The organism is Frankia sp. Cppng1_Ct_nod (assembly GCF_920656135.1).
GTDB classification, from domain to species: domain Bacteria; phylum Actinomycetota; class Actinomycetes; order Frankiales; family Frankiaceae; genus Protofrankia; species Protofrankia meridionalis.
This window is the reverse complement of record NZ_CAKKTK010000105.1, coordinates 1-13,225: the sequence shown is the minus strand read 5'-3', so window position 1 is coordinate 13,225 and position 13,225 is coordinate 1. Positions and strand designations below refer to the sequence as shown.

The 13,225-nt window shown below is 68.2% G+C and carries 10 protein-coding genes, 1 pseudogene and 1 riboswitch; of the genes and pseudogenes, 6 read left to right on the top strand and 5 right to left on the bottom strand.

The features are described from left to right. Positions 1-13: 13 nt before the first annotated feature. Positions 14-811, top strand: a pseudogene (mptB, locus tag NBW77_RS20420) (polyprenol phosphomannose-dependent alpha 1,6 mannosyltransferase MptB); the annotation flags it as partial. A 136-nt stretch (positions 812-947) separates the two neighbouring features. Here the strand turns inward: mptB and NBW77_RS20415 are convergent. Beyond that, positions 948-2,459, bottom strand: a complete 1,512-nt coding sequence (locus tag NBW77_RS20415) for a glycosyltransferase family 87 protein (RefSeq protein WP_250280167.1) — start codon at positions 2,457-2,459, stop codon at positions 948-950. Between the two features lie 610 nt (positions 2,460-3,069). On the opposite strand from NBW77_RS20415, the gene NBW77_RS20410 reads away from it, so the two are divergent. Continuing rightward, a complete protein-coding gene (locus NBW77_RS20410) occupies positions 3,070-4,323 on the top strand; it encodes a Glu/Leu/Phe/Val family dehydrogenase (protein ID WP_131749320.1) in 1,254 nt (417 codons plus the stop codon). On the opposite strand, the gene NBW77_RS20405 is transcribed toward NBW77_RS20410, so the two are convergent. Beyond that, positions 4,268-4,669, bottom strand: coding sequence for an RNHCP domain-containing protein (locus NBW77_RS20405; protein ID WP_250280168.1), 402 nt, complete (start codon positions 4,667-4,669; stop codon positions 4,268-4,270). The two genes, NBW77_RS20410 and NBW77_RS20405, sit on opposite strands and share 56 nt — an antisense overlap. Before the next feature lie 262 nt (positions 4,670-4,931). Between NBW77_RS20405 and NBW77_RS20400 the strand changes: the two genes are divergently transcribed. The 3 genes from NBW77_RS20400 (at position 4,932) to otsB (ending at position 6,871) form a co-directional block, all read left to right on the top strand. Continuing rightward, on the top strand, positions 4,932-5,336 hold the full coding sequence (locus NBW77_RS20400; RefSeq protein WP_242606145.1) for a DUF3263 domain-containing protein: 405 nt from the start codon (positions 4,932-4,934) through the stop codon (positions 5,334-5,336). Between the two features lie 387 nt (positions 5,337-5,723). Continuing rightward, complete coding sequence (locus NBW77_RS20395) at positions 5,724-6,008, top strand: LytR C-terminal domain-containing protein (RefSeq protein WP_250280166.1); 285 nt, start codon at positions 5,724-5,726, stop codon at positions 6,006-6,008. A gap of 11 nt (positions 6,009-6,019) precedes the next feature. Beyond that, on the top strand, positions 6,020-6,871 hold the full coding sequence (gene otsB / locus NBW77_RS20390) for a trehalose-phosphatase (protein ID WP_250280165.1): 852 nt from the start codon (positions 6,020-6,022) through the stop codon (positions 6,869-6,871). A gap of 21 nt (positions 6,872-6,892) precedes the next feature. Here otsB and NBW77_RS20385 read toward each other — a convergent pair whose 3' ends face one another. From NBW77_RS20385 to NBW77_RS20375, 3 genes are all read right to left on the bottom strand, one after another. Then, on the bottom strand, positions 6,893-8,428 hold the full coding sequence (locus tag NBW77_RS20385) for an alpha,alpha-trehalose-phosphate synthase (UDP-forming) (RefSeq protein WP_250280164.1): 1,536 nt from the start codon (positions 8,426-8,428) through the stop codon (positions 6,893-6,895). A 119-nt stretch (positions 8,429-8,547) separates the two neighbouring features. Next, the gene (locus tag NBW77_RS20380; RefSeq protein WP_131749324.1) at positions 8,548-9,363 is read right to left on the bottom strand and encodes an HAD family hydrolase; all 816 of its coding nucleotides are present in this window, start codon (positions 9,361-9,363) and stop codon (positions 8,548-8,550) included. After that, complete coding sequence (locus NBW77_RS20375) at positions 9,332-10,393, bottom strand: glucosyl-3-phosphoglycerate synthase (RefSeq protein WP_131749326.1); 1,062 nt, start codon at positions 10,391-10,393, stop codon at positions 9,332-9,334. Before NBW77_RS20375 ends, NBW77_RS20380 begins: the two co-directional genes overlap by 32 nt. A gap of 32 nt (positions 10,394-10,425) precedes the next feature. Further along, positions 10,426-10,543, top strand: a riboswitch (SAM riboswitch). Between the two features lie 9 nt (positions 10,544-10,552). Between NBW77_RS20375 and thrC the strand changes: the two genes are divergently transcribed. Beyond that, positions 10,553-11,827, top strand: a complete 1,275-nt coding sequence (gene thrC / locus NBW77_RS20370; protein ID WP_250280163.1) for a threonine synthase — start codon at positions 10,553-10,555, stop codon at positions 11,825-11,827. The last annotated feature ends 1,398 nt before the right edge of the window (positions 11,828-13,225 follow it).

Genomic DNA, 13,225 nt, shown 5'->3' with positions numbered 1-13,225 from the left:
CGGCGCCGTACTCGTGCTGCGCCTCGTCGCCGTGGCCTCGGTCGTGGCACTCCTCCTGCTCACACTGCGTCTACTGCCCGGGCGGGACGGCGGGTCGGCCCACCGGCAGCGGACCGCGCTGGTGCTCACGCTGCTTGCCTGCAACCCGGTCACGGTCATCCACCTGGTCGGCGGGGCGCATCTGGACGCGCTGGCCGCGGCGCTGCTCGTAACCGCGCTCGTGGTGGATCGGCGTGCGGGAACACCGCACACGGGAAGACCGCGGGCGGGGATGTGGCAGGCAGGGGCGATCGCCCTCACCTGCCTCGCCGGGACGATCAAGGCGACCGCGTTCCTGGGCCTCGCCGTCCTGCTCCTCCTGCACCTGCGTGATCGGATGACCGCCGGCCACCATGATCCGACAGGCAGGCGCACGGCGGTTACCCTCGCCCTCACCGGCGTGCTCCTCGATCTTGCGGTGGCCGCGGCAACGGTCGCTCTGAGCATGGTCGCGGCCGGCTTCGGCCCGACCTGGATCGGGGCGCTGTCGACTTCCGGGCAGTTGCGGACGGGTATCGCCCCCGCCTCGCTGCTCGCCCACCTGTTCACGGTGCTGCTGCGGCCGGCGGGTGTCGGCGGGCATACCGACGGCGTACTCACCGCCTGCCGGGCACTGTCGCTGGCCGTCGCCACAGCCGTCATCGCCGCGCTGTTTCTGCGGGCCTGGCGCAACCCGCCCGATCCGCCACCATCCGCGCCCGGCGAACCCGTCCCGGACGACGTCGTACTCCTCGGAGTCGGCGGGATGGCGATTGCCCTGGGTAGTCCTGTCCTCTATCCCTGGTACCTGGCGCCGGCCATCCCGGCACTCGCGGTCATGAACGCCGGCTTCATGAGCACCGGCTTCATGAGCGCCGGCTTCATGAGCACCGCGAGCGGCTCCCCCGCGCCACGCCGAGCGGTGACCATCACCTCGGTGGCGCTGTGCGTGACCTCGCTGGCTTCGCTTGCTCCGACATGGCGGCTGCTGAGGCAGGCTGATCCGGTTGCGTACTCGGCGGTAGCCGCCGGAATGGCTCTGGGCGCGGCAACGGTGGCTGCGGCGGTCGCCAGGCGACGCGGACGGCATACCAGCAGATGACGACCAGCACGGCGTTACGCAGGACGAGGAGCAGGCTCGCGACAACCCGTCCCTGCACGACGTCTTCGTAGCGGATCGGGTACACCACGAACGAGATCAGGCAGATCACCAGCAGTCCGATGGTGATCCGGCGGTCCAGCGCGCGGCGGCCGGCGACACCGGCGGGATCAGTGGTGCCGTCGGCACCGGACCAACCCGGGCGGCAGGCCGCGACCGCCAGCACCCACACCAGGTACTGGGGGCTGAGTACCCGGCTTGTCACGATTATCAGCAGGAGCAGCGCGAGCATGCGGTCCGCCGGGTCAGTGGCCGTCCGCGGCGAGCGACGCAGCCACCACCATGCGGTGGCGCCCACCATGACCGCCGCCTCGACCAGCGAACAGACTCCCGCCACCCTCCTCGCGGCAGCGGAGCCGAACTGCAATGATCCCCAGGCATAGACAGGTCCGTCGTGCAGGCCCACCATGTGCGCGAGTACGAACGGGGTCGCGGGAACGGCCTCCAACTGCAGGCCGCGGGCCTTCTGCGCACCCACGAAGCCGAAGGCGTCCCGCCACCAGCCGGCGCCGAACAGCACACCCGCGACCAGCGCGACCGCCGCGACCAGCCCGCCCGCAAACCTTGCCAGAGCCGGACGCATGGCGCGGCCTGCCGGCAGTCCGGGATGGCCTCCGGTCGAGCCCGGTCCTGCGAGCGCCGCCACGAACAGCACCGGCCACACCTTCACCAGGGTGCCGGCACCGACCGCCAGGCCCGTCCGCCCCCACCGCCCGCGGGTCAGTTCTGCAAATCCCGCGACGGTGAGTGCCGCCGGCACCAGGTCGAAACGCGCCATCGACACCGGTCCGAGCGCGCAGGTCCCGACGAGCCAGAAGCGGGCCGCCGATACCGACCGCCGGGCCAGAACGCCGGTGACCACGGCATCCAACACGATGATCATCAAGAGGAAGCCGACCTCGTACGGCAGCCGGGTCACCATCTGGACCAGCGACGGGACCGCCAGCACGATCGCCGCGGCCGGGGGGTACTGCCAACGGTCGTCGCCGGCGGGAAGACCGTTGCCGTGGACCAGGCCATGACCCCAGTGATCGTAAAGGCGTACGTCACCGAGTACTCCGTGCTGTGCTCCGAGGAGCTTCGCGGTGACCGCGCCTATGATCAGGAGCATCCGGGTGACCACCCAGAACACCCGGATCCGCCGGGTCGTCCACGGCTCGTTCCAGGGCCGTAGCCGCTGGTGCGCGCGGTCCGCCCACCGGGCACAGACGTCCGCAAGCATGTTCCGTGGACGCCTGCCGGTGCGTCGCGGTGCCGCCCTGCCGGCGCGGAATTCAGTCATCCGCACGTTCCAGGACAGTATCGGCCGCCAACCGGTCACGCCCGCCCGCCCACCCGGACGGACCGTTTCGGTTCGGTTCGGTTCACCGGATCCGGATCCAGCACCGGATCCGGATCCGGATCCAGCACCGATCAAGCTAACCCAATCCATCTCATCGAATTACTTTCCGTCGTATTCTTTTGATGGGTAGAACGATCAACGGGAACCTCCCTACCCACCATAGGAATGCCAAATAATAACAGAAAGTAGTCATCAATCTCGGAGTGGAGTAACCCGGAACGGCCCGACCCGACCGGTAACGCCAGCCCCGACACCTTGGCGCCACCGCATGGTCATATACCGAAATCCTATGCTCCCCAGGGCTTGTTCGAGTTCCACAGCCACCCCGGTAAACTCACGGGCGTGCGGCGACAGGGGCTTTTCCAGCTGGCCTCGCAGCGGCACACCACCAGGCCGGCGAGTACCCTACGTAACCTGATGCGATGCACGTCAGGGGGTCCGCAGCCCGCGACCACTGCGTCGATCGCCCTGCCGATCAAAGTGACAATCACCATGAGTCACCGCGGGGGTTGAGAAATGGCGACCGCGCACGACACAAGGAGGTGTCTGAATGCTCGGGTCTCCATCGGCGTGGGACACGGCACGTATCCAGCTCGAGAACGCCGTCCGCCATCTCGGCATCAACGACGGCCTGCATGATCTGCTCCGTACCCCGCGCCGCTCGATCACGGTGAGCGTCCCGCTGGTCCGCGACGACGGGCAACTACTGGTCCTCTCCGGTTACCGGGTGCAGCACAACCTGGCCCGCGGCCCGGCCAAGGGCGGCATCCGTTACCACCCGTCCACCGACCTTGACGAAGTCAGGGCACTGGCCATGTGGATGACGTGGAAATGCGCGCTGATGGGCATCCCCTACGGCGGCGCCAAGGGGGGGATAGCGGTCGACCCACGGCTGCTCTCCCATTCGGAGCGGGAGCGGATGACCCGCCGCTACGCGGCCGAACTCGTCCCGCTCATCGGACCGGAAAAGGACATTCCCGCCCCGGACGTCGGCACTGACGAGCAGACCATGGCATGGATCATGGACACCTACTCGACGCACACCGGCTACACCGCGACCGGGGTCGTCACCGGTAAGCCGTTGTCCGTCGGCGGCTCGGCAGGCAGGGCCGGAGCAACCAGCCGCGGCGTCCAGCTCGCCACGTTCGCGGCGTTGGCCGAACGCGGCCTCGACCCCTACGACGTCACCGTCGCCGTCCAGGGATTCGGCAAGGTCGGCGCGCTCGCCGCCCAGTACCTGCACGACGCCGGCTGCCGGGTCGTCGCGGTCTCCGACGTCAAAGGGGGCGTCCACAACCCCCAGGGGCTCAATCCGGCCGCACTAATCAACCACATCCGGCGCGGCGCCGACAGCGTCGTCGGCTACCCCGGCACCGACACGATCACCAATGCCGAGCTGCTCGAACTCGACGTCGACGTCCTCGTGCCCGCCGCCATGGAAGGGGTCATCACCGCCCACAACGCCGACCGTGTCCGGGCACGGATAATAGTCGAGGGTGCGAACGGCCCGGTCTCCGCGGACGCCGACCCGATTCTGGAAGGCAACGGGATCATGGTTATCCCGGACATCCTCGCCAACGGCGGCGGTGTGGCCGTCTCCTACTTCGAGTGGGTCCAGGACATCCAGGCCTACTTCTGGACCGAGGACGAGGTCAACGACCGGCTGTGCGCAATCATGCAACGCGCATACGGGGAGGTGTCGACGCTGGCCGCCGAACAAGGCGTCAGCCTGCGCACCGCGGCCCACATCATCGGGGTCGACCGGGTCGCCGAGGCCCATCGGACGAGGGGCCTCTACCCCTGAGGACCCGAGGCGGAGCGGCGGCACCGGACCGGCCACCGCCCTGGCCACCGCCCTCCGCCGACACCCTCATGACAGTCTCGATGTCGTCCGCGGGGGACGTCCGGTTCCGCCGCTCGTGACCGCAACTTTCGCAGCGGTGGGTCAGGACGGCGCCCTGCGTGCGTACCTCCACGGCGATCGGGCGCATCAGACCTCGGCAGTCGGCCACCCGATCGCCCGGGTTGACGTCCACATGCCGGGACCACAGGCAGCACGGGCAGTGGTTGGTGTAGCCGTCGCCGCGAACCGATGTCCCGCAGCGCAGGCAGGCGAAGTCCTCGGTGGTGCGGGCAAAACGACGGCTCATCCGATGACCATACGAGTCGTACGGGGGCCGGACGAGCAGTCCGAGCAGTCCGAGCAGTCCGAGCAGTCCGAGGGCCGGGTCCCGACCGGCAAAAAGTGATCTCCTCGAGGCCGTGGTGTGAACGGACCACGCCGCCCGGGACGGATCCAGCGTGTCGACCGGCTTGGCCGAAGTTGTCGGACCCATCCTCTGAAATAGTGGACGGCGAAGCACACGCCTGTGATTCGCGGAGTTCCCGACCCGCCCGGAGGAGGTCATCGCCGTGGAAACCGCCCACGTCCTGCCAGCGGAACATCCGACCTTCCGCGCGCCGCCGCATCCCGCCCAGGCGCGCACGACCATCGATCCTCCGACAACCGGATACCCGCCCCGGCCGGGGCCCGATCCCACCCATAGCGACCAGGCGTCCACTCTTAGTGAGCGACAGTGTCGGATCCTGGAGTTCGAACGGCACTGGTGGCGATACGCGGGCGCCAAGGAGACTGCGATCCGCGCCGAGTTCGGCCTGTCCGCGACCCGGTACTACCAGATCCTGAACGCACTCATCGACTCTCCCGCCGCCCTCGTTGTCGACCCCATGCTGGTCAGACGGCTACGCAGATTGCGGGCGACGCGCCGACGGGCACGCACCGGTGGCGTGGGCCGACCCAACCCCGCCGAGATCTGAGCGCCTGCCATGACCGACGTCCCTGTCGTATCGCCCAGCCCCCCACGACCGTCCCGGCCGCGCCGAGGTAGTCGGCTGCATGCCCTCCTTGCCGGTTTCATCGCCATATGCGCACTGTTCGGCCTGATCCTGGTTGTCGACCTGTTCAACAGCCCTTCGTCGGACAAGCTGCAACCGACCGCGGCCGACACCACATCGGCGCACCCACGGCCGGCAGGTGTGTTGCCGGCCGGTGGCGGTGCAACCTCCTCGATCACCGTGAAGCCGTCGGTCCATCCGACAACAGACAGCTCACCGTCACCTAAGATCACATCTCGGCCACCTGATGTGGCACCAGTCGGGCCGAACAGTGCCGTACCAACGCAACGCCGAGTCTTTGCTCCCATCGTGATCCTGAACAACTCTCAGGAGAAGGGGCTGGCCGAGGCGGCCCGGTCACGCCTGGAGGCTGCCGGCTTCACGGTGACCCGGGTCGGCAACTACAACTCGGCGTACAACGTCCCCGTACCTACCGTGTTCTACGATCCCGAGCACAAGGAGGCGGCCCAAACCCTGCAGGATCTGATTCCCGACGTCAAGCAGGCTACCCCGAAAAATGACACTAAGATCGTCTCGGGCGACCCGCTCATCCTTGTCATCACCAAGGACTTTCCGACCACCATCACCCAGTGACGGCTGACCTCATGACTTCGACATCCGGTTCCGGCCCGGTCGCCACAGCACCCCGGACGCTGGCCGGCGGCGCGGGGCTCGCCGCGCTGCTCACCGATCCGCGGCGTGCCCTCGTCGCGATGGACTACGACGGCACGCTCGCACCGATCGTCACCCGCCCGTCCGATGCCGTTCCCACGCCAGGCGCCCTGGCTGCCCTGGCCCGGATCGCCGAACGGGTCCGATCCGTCACTATCATCACCGGGCGTCCGGTGGAGGCCCTGCTCGGCCTCGCTCGGTTCACCGACGAGCCGGGCCTCGGCTCGCTGGTCATCCTCGGCCAGTACGGACTGCAACGCTGGGACGCGTCCACCGGGAAGATCATCAGCCCGGAACCGCTACCCGGGGTCGCGGTGGTCCGAGCCGCGCTGCCGAGGCTGCTCGACGACGCACCCGCCGGGACCGTGGTCGAGGACAAGGGGCACGCGCTCGTCATACACGTCCGCCGTACCTCGGACCCGGACGCCTCGCTGGCCTCGCTCACCCCCGCGTTGACAAGTCTCGCCAAGGACAACGGACTGGAGGCGGCGCCAGGCAAACGGGTCCTGGAACTGCGCCCGCCCGGCCATGACAAGGGCCGGACACTGCGTGACCATGTCGCGGAACTGGATGCCCGCTCGGTGCTGTTCGCCGGCGACGACCTCGGCGACCTGCCCGCCTTCGACACGGTCGACGAGTTGCGGGCGTCCGGGGTGCCGGGTGTGACGGTGTGCAGCGACAGCCAGGAGGTCCCGGCCGGGCTGCGGGAACGGGCGGATCTCGTCGTCCCGGGCCCGGACGGCGTGGTAGCCCTGCTCCGGCTGCTAGCGGACCGCATCTCCTGATCCTGATCTACCGGTCCCGATCTACCGGTCCCGATCCCCTGGTCCTGATCTACCGGCCGGGAGGTCGGGCCGCCGGGACCCGAGGAGGGCGTCGAGCTGCTCACGGAACCACTGCCGTGGGGGAAGCCGGGTGGCAACGGTGGCAAGCCGCGCACATCGGCCACGACGCTCATCGGTCGCCATCACCAGCGCGGCATGCAACGCGTGGGCGGTCGCGCTCACATCGAACGGGTTCACCACCAGCGCGTCGTCGGACATCTCCGCGCACGCTCCGGCTTCGCGGGACAGCACCAGGGCGGCTCCGGGTCGTGACAGCACCATGCCTTCCTTCGCGACCAGGTTCATCCCGTCCCTGATCGGATTCACGACCAGGACCTCAGCGAGCGACAGCGCGGCCAGTGACCGCGGGTAGTCGTCGTTGACTTCAAGCCGTAGCGGCAACCAGGAGGCGGTCGCGAACTCGTCCTCGATCTCCTCCACGATGCGTTGCACCGCGGCCGTGTACTCGCGGTACTCGGGAAGGTCGTGACGTGACGGATAAGCGCAGACGATGTGCACCACCCGACCCAGCCACTGTGGATACTCGCGAAGCAACTCCCGGTACGCTTCCAGGCCGCGGACGATGTTCTTCGACAGCTCCGTCCGGTCCACTCGTACGATCACCCGCCGGTCACCGATCAGGTCCCGCAACTCGGCTTCGCGAGCAGCGACATCAGGCCTGGCCGCACGGTCCACCAACGAGCCGCCGTCGACCCCGAGCGAGTGGACGCCGAGCTGCACGGTGCGGCCACCGTATGCGACCCGCGACTGGCCCGTGGTCTCGTCCACGTGGACGTCGATGTCCGCTCCGAGCGTCGCCTGCGCGCATCGCAGGAACGCCTCCGCCCACCTGGAGGTGAGAAAACCGAGCCTGTCCGCCCCGAGCATGCCTTCCATGACCGCGCGGGCGACATCGTCGGGCAGCATCCGGAAGTACTCCGGCGGCGCCCACGGTGTGTGGCTGAAGTGGGCGATCCGCAGGTCCGGACGCAGCGCCCGGAGCTGGGCGGGTGCGAGCGTCAGATGGTAGTCCTGGATCAGCACGGCGGCGCCGGGTGCGGCCTCCCGTGCCAGTGCATCGGCGAACATCGCGTTGTAGCTCTCGTAGGCCTGCCAATCCCGCTGGAACGCGGGGCCGAAGGACGGCTGCGACGCCGGCGCGTAGAGAAGGTGCAGGATGAACCACAGCGTACGGTTGGCAACCGCGTTGTACGCCCGTTCGAACACGACCCGGTCCACGTCGAGCATGCAGACGGCCGCGCCGCCGGTATCGTGACCGGCCAGGTCAAGGCGGCCGTCCGGCGTCGACCGGGTGGCGCGCCGGTCGGCTTCGCTCAGCGCCGCACACACCCAGACCAGCCCGCCACGGGTGGTGACACCATCGGCGGTACCACCCGTGGCCTCCCCCGCGACCACGTGCAGACCGCTGACCAGCCCGCCACCACCGCGGCGCACCGTCAGCGGCCCGTCATCGTCCGCGGTGAAGGCGACCGGCCCACGATTGGACGCGACAAGCACACGGGCCGTCCCTGCGGCCACAGAACGGACAAGGTTGTCGCTCCCCTGGACATGACGCACAGACGGAGACTAGAACCTGCCTTGTTGATCGTCACACGGTGCGGGTCAGAGGATGCGGGTCAGACGGCGGCGGACCGCACGGTCGGCAGCGCCGAGCGCACCGCGCTCGCCCATCCTGTCCCGAGCGTGGCGTTCTCCACGACGACGTTGTCGTAGTCGGGCAGCATCCCGAGCAGATCGGCATGCCGCACCGCGTTCGCGACCAGGTGCATCCGACCGACATGCCCGGCCATGACCAGATCACTGGCGGAATCACCGATCGCGATCGCCTCGTCGGGACGCAGCCCCCGACGAGCCAGATCGAAGGCCACCGCGTTCCCCTTGCTGACGCCGTCGGGAACGAGATGGTAGACGTGTGGAACATCGTCAAGATCCGGCATGCTGGCCCGCGAGATGATGCCGTTGTCGCGGATGGTCAACCAGTTGAAACCCTCCGCGACGAGCCACCTGTCCACCTCGGCGACATCGATGTTGCCCAGCAGCATGATGTCGACCTCGCGTCCGCGGTGCCAGGGCCGGTGCACCTCAAGACGTCCCGGATGCCGTGCAACCAGGTCCGCGAGCAGCGCCTCGGGTACCTGGTCGAGCTCGGCGGGCATGGAGCCCCGCAGGATCTGGCTGCTGCGCCCGTGGTCCCAGCCGACGATGGCGCCGAGTTCGGCGATGAAACCGTCCGCGCCGAAGATCGCGGCGGCCTCGAGGAGCTGCGGACGGGTCCGTCCGCTGACCAGCACCAACGCGACGCCGGCCGCATGCAGCTCGATGAGAGCGCGAGCCGGGTCCAGGGTGATGGCGTGATCCTCGCTTCGGAAAAAGCACCCGTACGGCCCCACCATGGTCCCATCAAGATCGGTGTAGACGATCCGGATGCTCATCAGCGATGTCCTCCTGCTCGTGGCCCGACGGATCTTCCTGGTCATGGTTACCCTGGTCACGATCGCCATGATCATGGCCGCCCTGGTCACGGCCGTGGCGTGCGGCATACTCCGGAATAGTGATCATCGGGGGACGCTCCCGCACATCCACCCGGTAGGTATGCGGTTCAAAGCCGCCGTCGTAACGCCGGAACTGGGTCAGCGTCTCACCCGGAGTCGCGTCATGGATGCCCAGTCGCGTCCACGCCACCTGAATGATCTCCGCGGCCATCCGCCCGAGGGCCTCGTCGGACTGGTGACGGTGGATCTTACGCCCGACCTCGACCTGCGCGAGCGCATCCGCCCCCGCAAGCGCGAGCACGTCGACGAGAAGGGCGAACTCGACGCCGTAGCCGGAGACGAACGGCACCCGCTCGAGCAGGGACCGCCGGCCCGCGAACTCTCCGGCGAGCGGCTGCACCAGCCCGGCGAGCTGCGGCCAGTACAGGTTGAGCAGAGGCCGTGCAACGAGTTCGGTGACCCGACCACCACCGCCGGGCAGCATGCCCCGCGCCAGCGGCCGGTCATAGGAGGCCTTGACGTAGGACACCTCGTCGTCGGTCAGCAGGGGGCCGAGTAACCCTGTGACCAGGCTTGCGTCGAAATCCTCCAGGTCTGCGTCCACGAATACCACGATGTCCCCGGACGCCGCGTGCAGAGACTTCCACAGGGCTTCGCCCTTACCTGCGATCCGGCCGTAACCGGCTAGGACCCGCTCCTCCGCGATCACGTCGGCACCTGCGGCCGTCGCCGTGGACGCGGTGGCGTCGACCGACCCGGGATCGATCACGACGATCTCGTCGACCAGCGGGACAGCCTCGACAAGCTCCTGACGGACCGCGGAAACGATCTCCCCCACGGTGGCGGCCTCGTTCAGCGCGGGCAGCACCACACTGATCGAACCCGCCTTGCGGCCGAGGAGTTCCACGGGCGAGAAGTCACGCCCGTCATACGTTCGACGCTCGAACCAACGGTGCACATCACGCCGCACGCGGACTACAGTACGGACTGACAACTACATCCGGCTCATCCAGAGGGGCAGAGGGACCGGCCCAGTGAAGCCCCGGCAACCACCGGCATCCGTGCACGGCAGGTGCTAATTCCGTCCTGAGACGCATCCGGCTCTCGGGAAAGATGAGGAGTTTCACACATGACAGTCGCTCCCGAGCGCCCCGCAACGATCAGCTTGGACTCGGTCAATCCCGCGGTTTCCCTGTCATGTCGTCACTGCGGTGCCACATATCCGCTCTCGCCGACGCACGTCTGTATCGAGTGTTTCGCCCCGTTGGAGATTGCCTACGACGAGTCCCTGCTACGCCAGGTTACCCGGGCTTCCATCGAAGCGGGCCCCGCCAACCTGTGGCGTTACGTCGGGCTTCTTCCCGCGGGCCACGACTCCGCCCACCGGGTATCGCTCGGAGCGGGCTGGACGCCACTGCGCCCGGCTCCCCGGCTCGCCGCGGAACTCGGGATGCGGACCCTGTGGGTCAAGGACGACAGCGCCAACCCCACCCACTCCTTCAAGGACCGGGTCGTGTCGGTGGCGCTGTCCGCCGCGCGCGAGCACGGCTACACAACCGTGGCGTGCGCGTCCACCGGCAATCTCGCCCAGTCCGTGGCGGCGCACGCCGCATCCGCCGGTCTGCGTTCGGTGGTGCTGATCCCAAACGATCTTGAGGACGGCAAGACCGTTTCGACCGCCGTCTACAACGGCACACTGGTCGCGATCGACGGCACCTACGACGATGTGAACCGCCTGTGCAGCGAGCTGTCCGGCGAGTACGAGTGGGCCTTCGTCAACGTCAACGTCCGGCCGTTCTACGCCGAAGGTTCCAAGACGCTCGGTTACGAGGTCGCCGAACAGCTCGGCTGGCGCCTACCGGAGCAGGTCGTGGTGCCGATCGCCTCCGGGTCACTGCTGACCAAGATTGACAAGGCCTTCGGTGAACTCGGCCGCCTGGACCTGGTGGAACCGACTCCGTACCGGGTCTTCGGCGCACAGGCCGCCGGCTGCAACCCGGTCGCGGCGGCGTTCGCCCGCGGGGTGGACACTGTCGCGCCGGTGAAGCCGTCGACCATCGCCAAGTCGCTGTCGATCGGCAACCCCGCCGACGGCCCGTACGCGCTCGACGTGGCACGACGCACCGGCGGCGCGATCGTCGACGCCACCGATCCCGAGATCGTCGAGGGCATCCGCCTGCTCGCCCGGACCGAGGGGATCTTCGGCGAGACCGCGGGCGGGGTAACCGTCTCGTGCCTGCGCCGGCTACTGCGCGAAGGACTACTCGACCCGGATGCGGAAACCGTCATCTTCAACACCGGGGATGGGCTGAAGACCCTCGACCCGATGGTGTCGACGGCCCAGCCGACCGCGACGATCCGCCCGTCCCTGACCGCCTTCGAAGCCGCCGGCCTCGGCGACTGAAGAACCTCCGGCGGCGCACAAACATGATCGCGCCGCCTTCGGCCCCGGCGACTGAGAAGCCGACCCGCCCATCACGACGTTTCCAGAACGACGCCAGTCGTCCGAGTACGCCCCCCGCGCCACTCGGACGACAAAGCGTCTGTCTCAGCGCGTCAGGAACCGGCCCCGTGTCCCGAGATCCACCGCCGCGGCGGCCAGAGACCGGACCCGGACGACACCGAGACCCACCAGTCCCCATTTGCCGCATCGAAAGTGGCGACATCGGCCCTTCTGTCACCGGTCACGTATGCCACCCACTGACGGTTGGTACCGACACCGTGGCCGTAGGCCCAGTCAGTCTGATGTCTCACACGAGTCTGACAGAGAGGGGTCGGTCAACGGCACCCTGAAGGGGCGTCTTGACCCGGACCTACACGGCGGGCGGACCTTCGACGGTGTCACGGTCCGCGTCGCCCAGAGCATCCTGAACCAGCGTTACGCGGTCAGGTACCGGAAGGGAACGCGTAGGTGCTCGCCACCTTGGGCGTCTCGGTGGCCGCTCCGGCCCACACCACGATCTCCGTGTGTTGGGTGAGCTCCAGCGCCGCCGGCTCGCCGGATACTTCGACGCCGTCGCGGAAGACCCGAAGGGTCGCCCCGTTCGTGATGGTGACCGGTCCGACCTGCGTACGCGTCAGAGCCTGGTCCCATAACGTTCAGAGGCTGGTCCCATAACGTGAAGACCTGGCCGAGCGTGAACGGGACGTCCTCGGCCTACCCGTAACTGGTCACGTACGGCTGCCTGTTACGGCCTGCTGTTACCCCGCCCGCATGTTGTGTCGTACTCGTGTCGGCACGATAACCGGTCGGCCATGCAGGCAGAACACGAATGGGGGATGTCGTGGCCATCGGCGCTGGAAAACCGCAGGTCACGCAAGATCGATTACTAGATCAACGAGGGAACCTACAGCGCCCGCGCGTGACGATGCCCCCGCCGGTCCCCCGGTCGGGGGCATCGTCGGGGGGTTCAGAAATCGGGTCTGCGGCGAGGCGATCAGTCGTTCAGTTCCAGCCGCCTCGTCACACCGCTGGGTTCCACGTCCTCAGGACGCCAGCCAGGGCGGTCGGGTCGACTCGGACCGAAGGAACTGGAGTGGTTCCCGGTCGTCGGCCCCGGGGGTTCACTCGTGGTTCACCGGCCGGATGACAGCGGCCGACCGAAGCCCGCTCGCGGCCCCGCGGCGGCACGCCACAATCGCACGCGAGCTTGCACTCACCCACCTCGAGTGCTAAACAGGAGCTGGCACTCACAAGCTTCGAGTGCCAGGGCTGAGCGGCGAGGCCCCTTGGGCCGTCCGTCGCGGGCGTCGTCTTGGCCAGGTCATTGAACAGCCAATTCCCTGGGAGGACCACGACACC

Coding starts and splice junctions, on each gene's coding strand:
- NBW77_RS20415 (WP_250280167.1), bottom strand. CDS start 2,459: ATGACTGAATTCCGCGCCGGCAGGGCGGCACCGCGACGCACCGGCAGG.
- NBW77_RS20410 (WP_131749320.1), top strand. CDS start 3,070: ATGCTCGGGTCTCCATCGGCGTGGGACACGGCACGTATCCAGCTCGAG.
- NBW77_RS20405 (WP_250280168.1), bottom strand. CDS start 4,669: ATGAGCCGTCGTTTTGCCCGCACCACCGAGGACTTCGCCTGCCTGCGC.
- otsB (WP_250280165.1), top strand. CDS start 6,020: ATGACTTCGACATCCGGTTCCGGCCCGGTCGCCACAGCACCCCGGACG.
- NBW77_RS20380 (WP_131749324.1), bottom strand. CDS start 9,363: ATGAGCATCCGGATCGTCTACACCGATCTTGATGGGACCATGGTGGGG.
- thrC (WP_250280163.1), top strand. CDS start 10,553: ATGACAGTCGCTCCCGAGCGCCCCGCAACGATCAGCTTGGACTCGGTC.